Consider the following 14,694-nt stretch of genomic DNA (forward strand, 5'->3'; position numbering starts at 1 on the left):
ACCCCCGCGCCGCCCCCCTCGTGGGCCTTTCCCGCTCACCGGGAACTGGCGCTCCCCGCCGCCGACCACCCCGGCCTAGCCTCCCCGCACAGCCCCAACCGCCCCGCAGGAGGGACCCGCCATGCTCACGGACCGCCAGAGACTCGAGGCGGCCGAGCTGCTCCGCTCCGCCGAAGACCACGTCACCCCGATCGCCCCGCTCATCGACGCGTTCCCCGGCATCGGCACCGAGGACGCGTACGAGATCCAGCTCGTCAACATCCGCCACCGCCTCGCGGCCGGCGCGGAGGTACGCGGGCACAAGGTCGGCCTGTCGTCCCCGGTCATGCAGCGGATGATGGGCGTCGACGAACCGGACTACGGACACCTGCTCGGAGACATGGAGCTCCGGCAGGACGTCCCCGTCACCGCCGCCCGCTACTGCGCCCCCCGCGTCGAGGTCGAGGTCGGTTTCGTCCTCGGCGACGACCTGCCGGGCGAGACCTGCACCCCGGCGGACGTCCTCGCCGCCACCGAACGCGTCGTGCCCGCCCTGGAACTGATCGACAGCAGGATCCGCGACTGGCGGATCACCATCGCGGACACCATCGCGGACAACGCCTCCTCCGCCGGTTATGTGATCGGCGAGGGGCGGGACCCCCGCGCGCTCGACCTCACGGCCGTCGACGCGCGGCTGACCGCCGGCGGGGAGCTCCTCGCCGAGGGCCGCAGCGACGCCGTGCTCGGTGATCCGACCCGCTCCGTCGCCTGGCTGGCCCGTACCGTCGCCCGCTTCGGCGTGTCCCTGAAGAAGGGGCACGTGGTGCTGCCCGGCTCCTGCACCCGGGCCGTCGACGTGGCGGCCGGAGGCACGTACACCGCCGAGTTCACCGGCCTCGGCGCCGTCTCCCTCTCGTTCATCTGAGGTGATCATGACCATCAAGACAAAGGCGACCGCCGCCATCGTCGGTTCCGGCAACATCGGCACCGACCTGCTGTACAAGCTGCTGCGCTCCGAGCACGTCGAACCCCGCTGGATGATCGGCGTCGACCCCGAGAGCGAGGGCCTCGCCCGCGCCGCCCGCGCCGGCGTCGAGGCCAGCCACGAGGGCGTCGACTGGCTGCTCGCCCAGGACGAGAGGCCCGACATCGTCTTCGAGGCCACCAGCGCCTACGTCCACCGGGCCAACGCCCCGCGCTACGCGGAGCTCGGCATCAAGGCCGTCGACCTGACGCCGGCGGCCGTCGGCCCCGCCGTCGTACCGCCCGTCAATCTCCGCGAGCACCTCGACGAGAGCAACGTCAACATGATCACCTGCGGCGGACAGGCCACCATCCCCATGGTGTACGCGGTCTCCCGCGTCGTCCCCGTCCCGTACGCGGAGATCGTCGCCTCCGTGGCCTCCGTCTCGGCCGGGCCCGGAACCCGCGCCAACATCGACGAGTTCACCCGTACCACCTCACGCGGCATCGAGACCATCGGCGGCGCCGCGCGCGGCAAGGCCATCATCATCCTCAACCCGGCCGAGCCGCCCGTCATCATGCGCGACACCGTCTTCTGCGCCGTCCCCGAGGACGCCGACCGGGCCGCCATCGCCCTCTCCGCCAAGGAGATCGCCGAGCAGGTCGCCTCGTACGTCCCCGGCTACCGGCTGCGCGCCGAACCGCAGTTCGACGACCCGAGCCCCGAGAACGGCGGGATGGCCCGCGTCGCGATCTTCCTGGAGGTGGAGGGCGCGGGCGACTACCTGCCGCCCTACGCCGGAAACCTCGACATCATGACCGCCGCCGCCACCAAGGTCGGCGAGGAGTTCGCCAAGGCGATCCTCGCCCCGGGCGCGTAAGGAGCACCTCGCATGGCCTACTCCGACACCCTCGACATCCGCGTCACCGACTCCTCGCTGCGCGACGGCTCGCACGCCAAGCGGCACCAGTTCACCGCCGACGACGTACGGTCCGTGGTCGCCGCCCTCGACGACGCCGGCGTCCCCGTCATCGAGGTGACGCACGGCGACGGGCTCGGCGGGTCCTCGTTCAACTACGGCTTCTCCAGGACCCCCGAGCAGGAGCTGATCAAGGTCGCCGTGGACACCGCGCGGCGGGCGAAGATCGCCTTCCTCATGCTGCCCGGACTCGGCGTCAAGGACGACATCCGGGCCGCCCACGGCAACGGCGCCGGCATCTGCCGCATCGCCACCCACTGCACCGAGGCCGACATCGCCGCCCAGCACTTCGGACTCGCCCGCGAGAGGGGCCTGGAGACCGTCGGCTTCCTGATGATGGCCCACTCCACCACCCCCGAGAAGCTGGCACGGCAGGGCCGCATCATGGCCGACGCGGGCTGCCAGTGCGTGTACGTGGTCGACTCGGCCGGCGCCATGGTCATGGACGACGTCACCGACCGGGTCGAGGCCCTGGTCGCCGAACTCGGCGGCGACGCCCAGGTCGGCTTCCACGGGCACGAGAACCTGGCCCTCGGCACCGGCAACTCCATCGCCGCGATCAGGGCGGGAGCGCTGCAGATCGACGGCTCCACCCGCCGCCTCGGCGCGGGCGCCGGCAACACCGCCGTCGAGGCGCTCGTCGCCGTCTGCGCCAAGATGGGCATCCGCACCGGCATCGACGTCCTGAAGATCATCGACGCGGCCGAGGACGTCGTCCGCCCGGTCATGGACGACGAGTGCCGGCTCGACCGGCTCGCCCTCCTCATGGGCCACGCCGGCGTCTACTCCAGCTTCCTCAAGCACGCCTACCGGCAGGCCGAGCGCTACGGCGTCTCCGGCGCCGAGATCCTCCTGCGCGCGGGCGAGCGCCGCCTGGTCGGCGGCCAGGAGGACCAGCTCATCGACATCGCCGTCGAACTCGCCGCACAGAACTGAACCGACAGGAACCAGGAGGGACGAGATGACTGCTCTCAACGACGAGGTCCGGGTCATCGAGACGGGCAGGCCGCCGGCGCGCTTCGCCCGGGGCTGGCACTGCCTCGGCCTCGCCGACGGCTTCAAGGACGGCAAGCCGCACGAGATCGAGGCCTTCGGCACCAAGCTGGTGGTCTTCCAGGGCGAGGACGACGGACGGCTGCACGTCCTGAACGCCTACTGCCCCCACATGGGCGGCAACCTCGCCCAGGGCACCGTCAAGGGCGACGCCATCGCCTGCCCCTTCCACGACTGGCGCTGGTCGGGCGACGGCCGATGCGCCGGCATCCCGTACGCCCGACGCGTCCCGCCCCGCGCCAGGACCCGCGCCTGGACCTCCCTGGAGCGCAACAGGCAGCTCTTCGTGTGGAACGACCCGGAGGGCAACCCGCCGCCCGCCGAGGTGACCGTCCCCGAGATCCCGGGCATCCACGGCCCGGAGGCCGACCAGTGGAGCGACTGGACCTGGAAGACCCTCCGGGTCGAGGGCGCCAACTGCCGCGAGATCGTCGACAACGTCGTGGACATGGCGCACTTCTACTACGTCCACTACGCGTTCCCCGAGTACTTCAAGAACGTCTTCGACGGCCACGTCGCCACGCAGTACATGGAGAGCAGCCCCCGCGGCGACATGGAACTGGGCACCCTCAGCTCCGGCCGCCTGCGCTCCGACGCCTCCTACTTCGGCCCCTCCTACATGATCGACAACCTCTACAGCGACGTCGGCGGCGGCGTGGAGATGGAGATCGTCCTCATCAACTGCCACTACCCGATCGACGAGAACAGCTTCCTGCTCCAGTACGGGGCGATCGTGAAGCGGCTCCCCGGGATGACCGACGAGCAGGCCGCGGAGGCGGCGCGGCTCACCGCCGAGGGTGCCACCGTCGGCTTCGAGCAGGACGTGGAGATCTGGCGGAACAAGACCCGGATCGACAACCCCCTGCTCACCGAGGAGGACGGCCCGGTCTACCAACTGCGCCGCTGGTACGAGCAGTTCTACGTGGACGTCGCCGACGTCAAGGACGAGATGACCCGCCGCTTCGAGTTCGAGATCGACACCCAGCGCGCCAACACGGCCTGGCGCGCCGAGGTCGAGGAGAACCTCGCGCGCCGCGCGGCGGAGACGGAAACCGGAGCCTGAGATGCGAGCGGTGGAGTGCGCGGCCTGCGGCAACCAGGTCCTGTGCGAGAAGTTCAGCGTCGCCCACACCTCCGTGCAGTGGACGGCCGACGCGGCCGTCGCCTGCGCGGAGTTCCGCGACCGGGTGGGCCCGGGCGTGACCACCGCCCGGATGCGGACCTGCCGGTCCCTGCGGGCGAGCATCGCCCGCGCGGTGGAGGAGGGGACTCTGACGGTGAGCACCCTGGAGCCGGGAACCCCGACGGCCGGAGCCCGGGAGTCCGGCACTCTGCCGTTCGGCGCCCCGGCGCCCGGCACCCCGGAGGCCGTCGATGTCTGAGTCCACGAGCGGGGCCCGCACCCACCGGCTGCGGGTCGTCGAGGTCGTCGTCGAGACGGCCGACGCGCACTCCCTGGTGCTCCAGGCGCCGGCGGAGAGCGCCGACCGCTTCGCGTACCGCCCCGGGCAGTTCCTCACCCTGAAGCTGCCCGGAGCGGACGGGCGGCCCGCCGCCCGCTGCTACTCGCTCGCCAGCTCGCCGCACACCGGCGAGCCCCTGAAGATCACCGTCAAGCGCGTCGCCGGCGGGTACGGATCCAACTGGGTCTGCGACCGCCTCGCGGCCGGCGACGAGCTGGAGGCGCTGCCCCCGGCCGGCACCTTCACCCCCGACTCCCTCGACGGCGACCTGCTGCTCGTCGCCGGAGGGAGCGGCATCACCCCCGTCCTGTCGATCGCCAAATCGGCGCTGGCCGCCGGCCGGGGCAAGGTGGTGCTCCTTTACGCCAACCGCGACGAGTCCTCGGTCGTCTTCCGCGACGAACTGCGGGCCCTGACCCAGGACCACCCGCACCGACTGCTCGTGCACCACTGGCTGGAGTCGCTCCAGGGCCTGCCGTCCGTGGACCGGCTGGCCGCCGCCCTCGCGCCGTACGCCGGCCGTGAGGCCTTCGTCTGCGGCCCGCAGCCGCTCATGGACGCCGTCGAGCAGGCCCTGCGCTCGCTCGGCGCGCCCGGCGACCGCATCCACCGGGAGCGGTTCTTCTCCCTCGGCGCGGACGTCTTCGACGCCCCGGCCGTTCCGGTGGACACGGAGGCGGCGGGCGGCGGCACGGCCGAGGTCGAGCTCGACGGCGAGACCCACACCGTCGCCTGGCCGGCGACGGCGCCCCTGCTCGACGTGCTCCTGGCCGCCGGCGTGGACGCCCCGTACTCCTGCCGGGAGGGCGCCTGCAGCGCCTGCACCTGCCGGGTCGTGGCGGGCGAGGTCAAGATGCTCCGCAACGACGTCCTGGACGACCGGGACATCGCCGAGGGGTACGTCCTGGCCTGCCAGGCCCTCCCGCTCACCGACCGGGTCGAGATCACCTACTCCTGAGGAGGGCACCGCCATGTCCCGTACCTGCCTGGTGACCGGAGCCGCCTCCGGCATCGGCGAGGCCGTCGCCGCCCTCCTGCGGCAGCGGGGCCACACCGTCATCGGCGCCGACCTCGCCGAGGGCGACATCCGCGCCGACCTGTCCACGGCCGAGGGTCGGGCCGAACTCGTCGCCCGGGCCCGCGAGTTGACCGGCGGCCGTCTCGACGCCGTCGTCTCCTGCGCGGGCGTCGCGCACTTCGACCCCCTCACGATCAAGGTCAACCACTTCGGTGCCGTGGCCACGCTCGACGGACTGCGTCCGCTGCTCGCGGCGGGCACGGAGCCGCGGGCCGTGGTCGTCGGCTCCATCGACTCGGTCCACCCGGTCGATACCGCGATCGTGGACGCCGCGCTCGCCGGGGACGAGGCGGGTGCGGTGGCCGCCGCGCGGGCGGCCGTCGACCGGGGCGAGGGGCACCTCGTGTACTCCTCGTCCAAGGCGGCGATCTCCCGCTGGGTCCGCCGTGCCGCCCCCGGCGACGCGTGGGCCGGCGCGGGCGTCCCGCTGAACGCCGTGGCGCCCGGCGTGGTCCTCACACCGCTGACCCGGCCGCTGCTCGACGATCCGGAGATGCGGGGGCTCGTCGAGCGGAGCGTGCCGATGCCGCTGCACGGCCACGCCCGCCCCGAGCAGGTCGCCCCGCTCCTCGCGTGGCTCGTCTCGCCCGAGAACAGCCTGGTGACCGGGCAGGTCGTCTTCGCCGACGGGGGAGCCGACGCGGTCCTCCGCGGCGACCGCACCTGGTAGCCGGAAGCACGCCGTCCCCGGAGCCCGTACGGACTCCGGGGACGGCGTCGTCACGTCCCTCCAGCGGCTACATCCAGTCGCTGAACCGCAGCCACGCCATCATGTTGTCCATCGAGGGCTGCGGGATCCCCGCCACGGACCCTTCGGGCCTCGCGCGCTTCTCCGACTGCCGCCCCGGCCCGAACATCGCCTGCCACACCGACCGCGCGCAGCCGCGCACGGCCGGGGCCAGCCGCTCCATCTCGCGGTGGACGCCGTGGCCGCTGACCGAGACCGCGGCGACGGCCCGGCCGGCGCCGCGCAGCGGGGCGGCCACGCAGAACACCCCCCGGTACCCCTCCTCGTGGTCGAAGGCGACGCCGCGCTCCCGCGTCATCGCCAGCTCACGGCGGAAGGACTCGGGGCGGGTGAGGGTGCGCGGGGTACGCGGCCGCAGCCCGTCCCGTATCACCTGCTCGATCGGCCCGCTGTCGCCGAAGGCCAGGATCGCCTTGCCCGAGGCCGTGCAGTACGCCGGCTGCCGGCCGCCCATGCGCGAGGGCACGACGGAGTCGTCCGAGCCGCCGATCCGCTCCAGATAGACCACCTCGGAGCCGTCGAGCACGGTGAGGTGGACCAGGTGCCCGGTGGACTCGTGCAGCGCGTGCAGATGCGGCAGGGCCGCCCTGCGGAGCCGGTTGTGGTGCGAGGCCATGGCCCCGAGCTCCAGCATGCCCATGCCCAGCCGGTAGTCGCGGCCCTCGCGCTCCAGCCAGCGCAGCTGCACCAGCTGGTCGAGGATGCGGTGCGCGGAGGAGCGCCGGATGCCCGAGCGCTGCACGACCTCGGTGAGGGTGAGCCGGGGGCCCGCGCTCTCGAAGGCGCTCAGCACCTTCGCCGCCTTCTCCAGCAGGGACAGAGGCGGCATCCCGGCCTCGACAGCCTCGACGGCATGGGTCGTCATCGACACCTCCCACACGGACGGCACAGCCGAATGGCCCCTGGCCGAGTCCGTAATCTCCGGTATTGCGTGGAGATTGCCAGAGGATGACAGGCACTGGGAAGGGGGAGTTCCGTCTCGGAACAGTAACGCGTAGGTTCCCTGTCGTCACGGCACGACGAGACCGGATTCCGAGAGGGGCACCCATGCGCGACGAGGACGTCCTCGCGGCGGTCCGCGCCCTCGCCCCCGCCCTGCGCGAGCGCGCCGCCGAGGCGGAGGCGCTGCGCCGGGTGCCCGACGCCTCCCTCCGGGAACTGGAGGCCGCGGGCTTCTTCCGGCTGCTCCTCCCCGGGGCGTACGGCGGACTCGCCGCCGACCCCGCCGTCTTCTACGCCGCCGTGCACGAGATCGCCAAGGCGTGCGGATCGACCGGCTGGGCGGCATCCGTCCTCGGCGTCCACCCCTGGTACGTGGCCCAGTTCGACCCACGGGCGCAGGAGGAGGTCTGGGGCGCCGACGGCTCCACCCGGATCTGCTCCTCCCACGCCCCCACGGGCGAGGTCACCGCCGTCGACGGCGGCTTCCGGCTCTCCGGACGGTGGCACTTCTCCGCCGGCTGCGACCACGCCCACTGGGCCCTGCTCGGCGGGCTCGTCACCGACGGCGAGGGCAGGCCGGTGGACATGCGCACCTTCCTGGTCCCCCGGTCCGACTACCGCGTCGACGACGTGTGGGACACGGTCGGCCTGCGCGGCAGCGGCAGCAACGACCTCGTCGTCGAGGACGCCTTCGTGCCCGCCCACCGGACGCTCGGCTACGGCCCGGTGACCACGCTGCGCTGCCCCGGACAGGAGATCCATCCCGAACCGCTGTACCGGCTGCCGTACGCGGCCGTCTTCACCACCGCCATCTCCACCGCGATGGTCGGCATCGCCGAAGGCGCCCACGAGGACCAGCTCGGCGCGGCCCGCGCACGCCTGCGGAACGACCAGGGCAGGAGGACCGCCGAGGACCCCTTCGCGCAGGTCCGCATCGCCCGCGCCGCCGGCGAGATCGACGCCGCCCGGCTGCAACTCGCCCGCAACATGGCGGAGCTGTACGCGGTCGCGCGCGCCGGCGCGGAGATCCCGAGGGAGCTGCGCGCCCGCGCCCGCCGCGACCAGGCGCTCGCCACCGAACGCGCCCTCACGGCCGTGGACCTCCTCATGGAGAACGCCGGCCGGGGGCCGCTGCACGTGGGCGACGACGTCCTGCAGCGGGCCTGGCGCGACCTCCACACCGGCCGCGGCCAGGCCGCCAACGACATCGAGCGGGCCCTTGTCCTGTACGCCCAGGACGCCCTCGGCATGGACGTCCACGACCCGATGGTCTGACCCGAAGGCCTTCCCCCGGGCGGGTTCCCGCTCAGTGGGAGCAGCGCATTTCGCTGCCGTACGGCACGCCGTACGGTCCTGGCATTCCCCCACCACGACCCGAAAGGGGATGCCCCCATGGCCGATGACGTCCTGGCAGCGATCCGCGACCTCGCCCCCGCCCTGCGCGACCGCGCGGCCGAGGCCGAGACGCTGCGAAGGGTGCCCGACACCTCCGTCAAGGAACTGGAGGACACCGGCTTCTTCCAGCTGCTCCAGCCCAAGGCCTTCGGCGGCCGCGCGGCCGACCCGGTGGTCTTCTACTCGGCGGTCAAGGAGATCGCCAAGGCGTGCGGCTCGACCGGCTGGGTCGCCTCCGTGGTCGGCGTCCACCCGTGGCACGTCGCCCTGTTCGACCCCCGCGCCCAGCAGGAGGTGTGGGGGCAGGACCCCAAGACCCGCATCGCCTCCTCGTACGCCCCCACCGGCAAGGCCACCGCCGCCGACGGCGGCTTCCGGCTCTCCGGCCGCTGGCACTTCTCCTCCGGCTGCGACCACGCCCGCTGGGCGCTCCTCGGCTGCCTCGTCACCGACGGCGAGGGCAACCCGGTCGACATGCGCACCTTCCTGATCCCCCGCTCCGACTACCGCGTCGACGACGTCTGGGACACCGTCGGCCTGCGCGGCACCGGCAGCAACGACGTGGTCGTCGAGGACGTCTTCGTCCCCGAGCACCGCGCCCTGAGCTTCGGCCCGGTCACCGCCCTGAAGGTGCCCGGCCACGAGGTCAACCCCGAGCCGCTGTACCGGCTGCCCTACGCCGGGGTGTTCACCACCACCATCTCCACCCCGATCGTCGGCATCGCGGAGGGCGCCTTCGAGTCGTACGCCGAGGCCACCCGGCAGCGGTTCCGCGTCTCGTACGGGCAGAAGGTCGCCGAGGACCCCTTCGCGCAGGTCCGCATCGCCCGCGCCGCCGGCGACATCGACGCGAGCTGGCTGCAGCTGACCCGCAACATCGGCGAGATGTACGCCCTCGCCGAGCGCGGCGAGGAGATCCCGATGGAGCTGCGCACGCGCACCCGGCGCGACCAGGTGCTCGCCACCGAGCGCTCCGTCGCGGCGGTCGACCTGCTCATGGAGAACTCCGGCGGCAGCGCCATGCGCACCGGCCCCGGCCTCGTCCAGCGCGCCTGGCGCGACGCCCACACCGGCCGCGGCCACGCCGCCAACGACCCCGAGCGGGCCCTCGTCATGTACGGGCAGAGCGCGCTCGGCATCGACATCCAAGACACCATGGCCTGAGAGGCGCCGACGATGGCAGAGCTCACGTACGAGTCGACCTCCCGCACCGCCAAGGCGGCCGGGCTCACCCTCCACTACCACGAGGCCGCCCCCGCCGGCCGGGCCGTCGAGGCCCCCGTCGTCATCATGCTCCACGGCGGCGGCCCCGGCGCCTCCGCCTGGAGCAACTTCGGCCGCAACCTCCCGGTCTTCGCCGAGCACTTCCGCACGCTGCTCGTCGACCAGCCCTGCTTCGGCCGCTCGGACAAGCCGGAGCTCGACAAGGACTACTTCAGCTTCAGCGCCGCCGCCGTCGCCGCCCTCATGGACGAACTGGGCATCCGGCAGGCGCACTTCATCGGCAACTCCCTCGGCGGCGGCACCTCCGTCCGCATGGCGCTCGACCACCCGGACAAGGTGGGCAAGCTCCTCCTGATGGGCCCCGGCGGAGTCTCCGTCAACCTCTTCGCGCCCGACCCGACCGAAGGCATCAAGCGGCTCTTCGAGTTCAACGCCTCGCCCGAGCCCACCCGGGAGCAGATGCGCGCGTTCCTCGGCGTCATGGCGTACGACCAGTCGATCGTCACCGACGAACTCGTCGAGGAACGCTGGGCCTCGGCCACCGACCCCGACACCCGCCTCGGCGGCGCCCGGATGGGGGCCTCGTTCGCCGACCCCGCCTGGGCCGAGGACACGATGCTCTGGCGCGAGGCCCACCGGATCACCCACCCGGTGCTCCTCACCTGGGGCCGCGAGGACCGCGTCAACCCCCTCGACGGCGCCCTCGTCGCCCTCAAGACCATCCCCGACGCGCGTCTGCACGTCTTCCCGCACTGCGGCCACTGGGCCCAGACCGAGCGGGCCGACGAGTTCAACCGCCTCGCCGTCGACTTCTTCTCCCACTGAGACCTCCACAGAAGGGGTGCACACCATGGACATCCGCGCTCTCGGCTACCTCCGCCTGGAGACCACCACCCTGGACGAATGGCGCCGCTACGCGCTCGACGTCCTCGGCATGGTGGAGGCATCCGGCACCACCGAGGACACCCTCTGCCTCCGCCTGGACGACCGCGCCCACCGCATCGTCATCCAGGCCGGCGAGAGCGACCGGCTCCTCGCCGCCGGCTGGGAGGTGGCGAACGCCGCCGCACTCGCCCGCGTCGCCGAGGAACTGGAGGCCGCCGGCGTCGCCGTCAAGGCCGCCGACCCCGCCGAACTCACCGAGCGCCGCGTCCAGGGCCTCATCCACGTGACCGACCCGGGCGGCAACCCGCTGGAGATCTACTGGGGCCAGGCGCAGGACCACACCGCGCTCGGCACCCCGTACGGCAACCGCTTCGTCACCGGGGACCTCGGCCTCGGCCACGTCGTGCTCCCCGTGCCGGACGTCGAGGCCGCCCTCGACTTCTACGAGAACCTGCTCGGCTTCCAGCTGCGCGACTCCATGAAGCTGCCGCCGCAGGCCGTCCCGACCGCCACCGAGCAGCGGGACTTCCACTGGATGCACTTCCTCAGCCCCAACCGCCGCCACCACAGCCTCGGCCTCTACCCCGGCGCGCTGCCCCCCGGCATCGTGCACTTCATGGTGGAGCTGGAGACCCTCGACGACGTGGGCCGCGGCCTCGACCGCATGCACGCCGCCGGCATCCCCATCGCCTCCAGCCTCGGCCGCCACACCAACGACCGCATGGTGTCCTTCTACGCCCAGGCCCCCGGCGGCTTCCAGGTCGAGTACGGCTGGGACGGCCTCGTCGTCGACCCCGCCACCTGGGTCGCGAAGGAGATCACCGCCGACAGCTTCTGGGGCCACCAGTGGAACGGCTGATCCCGCCCTCCGAGTTCCGCGACGTGCTCGGCCGGTTCGCCAGCGGCATCACGGTCGTCGCCACCCTCGACGCCGACGCCGTGGAGCCCGTCGGCTTCGCCTGCCAGTCCTTCGCCTCGCTCTCCCTCGACCCCCCGCTGGTCATGCTGGCCGTGGGCAAGAACTCCACCAGTTGGCCGAGGATCGAGCGCGCGGGCCGCTTCTGCGTCAACATCCTCGCCGAGGACCAGCGGGACACCTGCGCCGCGCTCGGCCGCAGCGGCCCCGACAAGTTCGCCGGGGTGCCCTGGAGCACCGGCGAACACGGCACCGTGCGCATCGACGGAGCCCTGGCCCACGTGGAGTGCGAGCTGGACGCCGTCTACGAGGCCGGCGACCACCACCTGGTCACCGCGCAGGTGGTGGCGCTCGACGCCGGCGAGGACGGCCGGCCGCTGCTCTTCTTCCGCAGCCGCTACGCCGTGGGCGCGTTCTGATGCCGATCGACGTCGAGAAGGCGACCTCGGCGCCGCCGGTGCGCACCGAGGCCGGCTGGGACGAGCGCGACGTACGGCTCTACCACCTGGCCCTCGGCGCGGGCGTCCCCGAGACCGACCCGCGCGAACTGCGCTACACGTACGAAGGACACGAGCGGGGCCTCCAGGTCCTGCCCACCTTCGGAGTCGTCGCCGGCGGCACCGGCGGTGTCGGCTTCCAGGTCTTCGACCTGCCGGGCGTCGACATCGACCTGGCGAACGTGCTCCACGGCGGCCAGGAGATCACGGTCCACCGCCCGCTGCCCACCGCCGCCCGGGCGACCGCGGCCACCCGGGTCACGGCCGTCCACGACAAGGGCAAGGCCGCCGTCATCGTCCAGGAGTCCACCCTCACCGGCGAGGACGGCGAGCCGCTGATCACCCAGCGCAACCAGATCTTCGTCCACGGCGAGGGCGGCTTCGGCGGCGACCGAGGCCCCTCCGAGCGCCTCCCCGTCCCCGATCGGGAACCCGACCTGGTGGCCGAGATCCCGACGCTCCGTCAGCAGGCGCTGCTCTACCGGCTCACCGGTGACTGGAACCCGCTGCACGCGGACCCCGCCACCGCCCGGCGCGCCGGCCACGACCGGCCCGTCCTGCACGGGCTCTGCACCTTCGGGATGGCGGTCAAGGCCGTCACCGACCGGCTGCTCGACGGCGACGCGAGCGCGGTCGCCGGCTGCCGTACGCGCTTCGCCGGAGTCTTCCACCCCGGCGAGACCCTGCGGCTGCGCGTCTGGGACACCCCCGACGGCTACCGGCTCACGGCCACCGCGGCGGACCGCGGGGACGCGCCGGTCCTCACCGACGCGCGGATCACCGCCCGCTGAACCGACGCGCGGCTCACCGCGCGCGACGACCCGGCGGCCGGGGCGGAGGACGGCCCGCCCCGGCCGCCGACCCACCCGAGACAACCAGGGAGAACGCGATGAACGACCAGTGGGACCACACGTACGACGTGGTGGTCGTCGGCTCCGGCGCCGCCGGCATGGCCGCGGCCATCACCGCCCGGCTCCGCGGACTCACCGCCCTGGTGCTGGAGAAGACCGACGTCTACGGCGGCTCGACCGCCCTGTCCGGCGGCGCGATCTGGGTCCCGGACAACTTCCACCTGGACGAGGCGGGACTCGGCGACACCCCCGAGAAGGCCCGCGCCTACCTGGACGCCACGGTCGGCGACCGGGTCCCCGCCGAGCGCAAGGACGCCTACGTCGCCCACGGGCCGCGGATGGTACGGGAGTTCCACGACCGCACGGCCGTGAGGTTCGTCTACACCCCCGGCTACTCCGACTACTACCCCGAGCGGCTCGGCGGCTACCCGCAGGGCCGCTCCGTCGAACCGCAGGTCTTCGACTTCAAGAAGCTCGGCCCCGAGCAGCGCGCCACCATGCGCCGCGCCGGCCTGCCCACGTACGGCCTCACCATCACCTCCAAGGACTTCCGGCAGCTGAACATGGTGGGACGCACCTGGTCCGGCCGCCGCACCGCCCTCAAGGTCGGCGCCCAGGCGGTCAAGGCCCGGCTCTCCGGCCAGGAGCCGCTCTCCCTCGGCGAGGCGCTGATCGCCCGCATGCGGCACTCCCTCGACGCCCTCGGCGCCGACCTGTGGCTCTCCGCCCCGCTGACCGGCCTGGTCGAGGAGGACGGCAGGGTCACCGGCGTCCGGATCACCCGGAACGGCCGCGAGCTCACCGTCCGCGCGACCGGCGGCGTCGTCCTCGCCTCCGGAGGCTTCTCCCACGACCAGAAGCTCCGCGAGAAGTACCTGCCGGGGCCCACCTCCACCGAGTGGAGCTCCGCGTCCGACGGCCAGACCGGCGACGCCCTGGAGCCGGCCATGGCCCTCGGCGCCGCGACCGACCTGATGGACCGGGTGTGGGGCGCGCCCTCGGTGGTGCCTCCCGAGGGCAGGCCGTTCTTCCTCGTCGCCGACCGCGGCATCCCCGGCATGGCGATCGTGAACCAGGCGGGGGAGCGGTACGCCAACGAGGCCGCTCCGTACCACGAGTTCGTCGACGCCATGTACGCGAACGACAAGCCCGGGGCGACCACCGTCCCCTCCTGGCTGATCCTCGACGCCACCGCCAAGTCCCGCTACATCTTCATGGGCCTCTTCCCGGGCCAGTCCTTCCCCAAGCCGTGGCTGGAGAGCGGCTTCGTCAAGAAGGCCCCGACCGTCGAGGACCTCGCCGCCCTGATCGACGTCGCCCCGGAGCGGCTGCGCGCCACCGTCGACCGCTTCAACGGCTTCGCCCGCGCCGGCCGCGACGAGGACTTCCACCGCGGCGACAGCGTCTACGACCGCTACTACGGCGACCCGACGCTCCCCAACCCCAACCTGGCGCCCCTGGAGAAGGGCCCGTACTTCGCGATCCCCGTCCACCCCGGCGACATCGGCACCAAGGGCGGCCTGGTCACGGACGCCACCGCCCGCGTCCTGAGGGAGGACGGCACGCCCATCGACGGCCTGTACGCCTCCGGCAACGTGTCGTCCGCCGTCATGGGCGAGACCTACCCGGGACCCGGCGCGACCATCGGCCCCGCGATGACCTTCAGCTGGCTCGCGGCCGACCACATCGCCCGTACGCGCTCCGCCGAGGCGCGGTGACC

15 protein-coding genes are annotated in these 14,694 nt (G+C 73.0%); 14 read left to right on the forward strand and 1 reads right to left on the reverse strand.

Translation table 11 applies throughout. The features are described 5' to 3' along the window. Positions 1-121: 121 nt before the first annotated feature. Genes GGE06_RS07650 through GGE06_RS07680 form a run of 7 tightly spaced genes read left to right on the forward strand, consistent with a single transcriptional unit; the run spans position 122 to position 6,186 of the window. A complete protein-coding gene (locus tag GGE06_RS07650) occupies positions 122-904 on the forward strand; it encodes a 2-keto-4-pentenoate hydratase (RefSeq protein ID WP_116157251.1) in 783 nt (260 codons plus the stop codon). 7 nt (positions 905-911) lie between these two features. Further along, complete coding sequence (locus GGE06_RS07655; protein WP_221517888.1) at positions 912-1,823, forward strand: acetaldehyde dehydrogenase (acetylating); 912 nt, start codon at positions 912-914, stop codon at positions 1,821-1,823. Between the two features lie 12 nt (positions 1,824-1,835). Beyond that, the gene (gene dmpG / locus GGE06_RS07660) at positions 1,836-2,858 is read left to right on the forward strand and encodes a 4-hydroxy-2-oxovalerate aldolase (protein ID WP_184930347.1); all 1,023 of its coding nucleotides are present in this window, start codon (positions 1,836-1,838) and stop codon (positions 2,856-2,858) included. 25 nt (positions 2,859-2,883) lie between these two features. Continuing rightward, a complete protein-coding gene (locus GGE06_RS07665) occupies positions 2,884-4,038 on the forward strand; it encodes a 3-ketosteroid-9-alpha-monooxygenase, oxygenase component (protein ID WP_184930348.1) in 1,155 nt (384 codons plus the stop codon). Between the two features lies 1 nt (position 4,039). Continuing rightward, on the forward strand, positions 4,040-4,357 hold the full coding sequence (locus GGE06_RS07670; protein ID WP_184930349.1) for a hypothetical protein: 318 nt from the start codon (positions 4,040-4,042) through the stop codon (positions 4,355-4,357). Continuing rightward, complete coding sequence (locus GGE06_RS07675; protein WP_184930350.1) at positions 4,350-5,396, forward strand: ferredoxin--NADP reductase; 1,047 nt, start codon at positions 4,350-4,352, stop codon at positions 5,394-5,396. Before GGE06_RS07670 ends, GGE06_RS07675 begins: the two co-directional genes overlap by 8 nt. 13 nt (positions 5,397-5,409) lie before the next feature. Then, positions 5,410-6,186: an SDR family oxidoreductase gene (locus GGE06_RS07680; protein WP_184930351.1), complete on the forward strand. Its 777-nt coding sequence runs from the start codon at positions 5,410-5,412 to the stop codon at positions 6,184-6,186. A gap of 67 nt (positions 6,187-6,253) precedes the next feature. Here the strand turns inward: GGE06_RS07680 and GGE06_RS07685 are convergent, their stop codons facing one another. Further along, positions 6,254-7,129 carry an IclR family transcriptional regulator gene (locus tag GGE06_RS07685; RefSeq protein WP_221517889.1) on the reverse strand — a complete coding sequence of 292 codons (876 nt, stop codon included), beginning with the start codon at positions 7,127-7,129 and terminating at the stop codon, positions 6,254-6,256. Between the two features lie 182 nt (positions 7,130-7,311). On the opposite strand from GGE06_RS07685, the gene hsaA (GGE06_RS07690) reads away from it, so the two are divergent. The 7 genes from hsaA (GGE06_RS07690) to GGE06_RS07720 all read left to right on the forward strand — a co-directional run bounded on the left by hsaA (GGE06_RS07690) (position 7,312) and on the right by GGE06_RS07720 (position 14,692). Further along, entirely contained in the window at positions 7,312-8,481 is a 1,170-nt protein-coding gene (gene hsaA / locus GGE06_RS07690) for a 3-hydroxy-9,10-secoandrosta-1,3,5(10)-triene-9,17-dione monooxygenase oxygenase subunit (RefSeq protein ID WP_116157245.1), read from the forward strand. Between the two features lie 117 nt (positions 8,482-8,598). Then, positions 8,599-9,765 carry a 3-hydroxy-9,10-secoandrosta-1,3,5(10)-triene-9,17-dione monooxygenase oxygenase subunit gene (gene hsaA / locus GGE06_RS07695; RefSeq protein WP_116157244.1) on the forward strand — a complete coding sequence of 389 codons (1,167 nt, stop codon included), beginning with the start codon at positions 8,599-8,601 and terminating at the stop codon, positions 9,763-9,765. A gap of 12 nt (positions 9,766-9,777) precedes the next feature. Then, complete coding sequence (gene hsaD / locus GGE06_RS07700; protein ID WP_184930352.1) at positions 9,778-10,650, forward strand: 4,5:9,10-diseco-3-hydroxy-5,9,17-trioxoandrosta-1(10),2-diene-4-oate hydrolase; 873 nt, start codon at positions 9,778-9,780, stop codon at positions 10,648-10,650. Between the two features lie 25 nt (positions 10,651-10,675). Then, the gene (locus GGE06_RS07705; protein ID WP_116157242.1) at positions 10,676-11,569 is read left to right on the forward strand and encodes a VOC family protein; all 894 of its coding nucleotides are present in this window, start codon (positions 10,676-10,678) and stop codon (positions 11,567-11,569) included. Next, on the forward strand, positions 11,557-12,045 hold the full coding sequence (locus tag GGE06_RS07710; RefSeq protein ID WP_116157241.1) for a flavin reductase family protein: 489 nt from the start codon (positions 11,557-11,559) through the stop codon (positions 12,043-12,045). The genes GGE06_RS07705 and GGE06_RS07710 overlap by 13 nt, the downstream gene beginning before the upstream one ends. Further along, on the forward strand, positions 12,045-12,914 hold the full coding sequence (locus GGE06_RS07715; protein ID WP_116157240.1) for a MaoC/PaaZ C-terminal domain-containing protein: 870 nt from the start codon (positions 12,045-12,047) through the stop codon (positions 12,912-12,914). The genes GGE06_RS07710 and GGE06_RS07715 overlap by 1 nt, the downstream gene beginning before the upstream one ends. Before the next feature lie 98 nt (positions 12,915-13,012). Beyond that, entirely contained in the window at positions 13,013-14,692 is a 1,680-nt protein-coding gene (locus tag GGE06_RS07720) for an FAD-dependent oxidoreductase (protein WP_184930353.1), read from the forward strand. The last annotated feature ends 2 nt before the right edge of the window (positions 14,693-14,694 follow it).

Origin of the sequence: Streptomyces nymphaeiformis (genome assembly GCF_014203895.1) — a bacterium.
Classification (GTDB): domain Bacteria; phylum Actinomycetota; class Actinomycetes; order Streptomycetales; family Streptomycetaceae; genus Streptomyces; species Streptomyces nymphaeiformis.

Coding starts and splice junctions, on each gene's coding strand:
- GGE06_RS07650 (WP_116157251.1), top strand. CDS start 122: ATGCTCACGGACCGCCAGAGACTCGAGGCGGCCGAGCTGCTCCGCTCC.
- GGE06_RS07705 (WP_116157242.1), top strand. CDS start 10,676: ATGGACATCCGCGCTCTCGGCTACCTCCGCCTGGAGACCACCACCCTG.
- GGE06_RS07685 (WP_221517889.1), bottom strand. CDS start 7,129: ATGACGACCCATGCCGTCGAGGCTGTCGAGGCCGGGATGCCGCCTCTG.
- hsaA (WP_116157244.1), top strand. CDS start 8,599: ATGGCCGATGACGTCCTGGCAGCGATCCGCGACCTCGCCCCCGCCCTG.
- dmpG (WP_184930347.1), top strand. CDS start 1,836: ATGGCCTACTCCGACACCCTCGACATCCGCGTCACCGACTCCTCGCTG.
- GGE06_RS07715 (WP_116157240.1), top strand. CDS start 12,045: ATGCCGATCGACGTCGAGAAGGCGACCTCGGCGCCGCCGGTGCGCACC.
- GGE06_RS07720 (WP_184930353.1), top strand. CDS start 13,013: ATGAACGACCAGTGGGACCACACGTACGACGTGGTGGTCGTCGGCTCC.
- GGE06_RS07680 (WP_184930351.1), top strand. CDS start 5,410: ATGTCCCGTACCTGCCTGGTGACCGGAGCCGCCTCCGGCATCGGCGAG.
- GGE06_RS07655 (WP_221517888.1), top strand. CDS start 912: ATGACCATCAAGACAAAGGCGACCGCCGCCATCGTCGGTTCCGGCAAC.
- GGE06_RS07675 (WP_184930350.1), top strand. CDS start 4,350: ATGTCTGAGTCCACGAGCGGGGCCCGCACCCACCGGCTGCGGGTCGTC.
- GGE06_RS07670 (WP_184930349.1), top strand. CDS start 4,040: ATGCGAGCGGTGGAGTGCGCGGCCTGCGGCAACCAGGTCCTGTGCGAG.
- GGE06_RS07665 (WP_184930348.1), top strand. CDS start 2,884: ATGACTGCTCTCAACGACGAGGTCCGGGTCATCGAGACGGGCAGGCCG.
- hsaA (WP_116157245.1), top strand. CDS start 7,312: ATGCGCGACGAGGACGTCCTCGCGGCGGTCCGCGCCCTCGCCCCCGCC.
- hsaD (WP_184930352.1), top strand. CDS start 9,778: ATGGCAGAGCTCACGTACGAGTCGACCTCCCGCACCGCCAAGGCGGCC.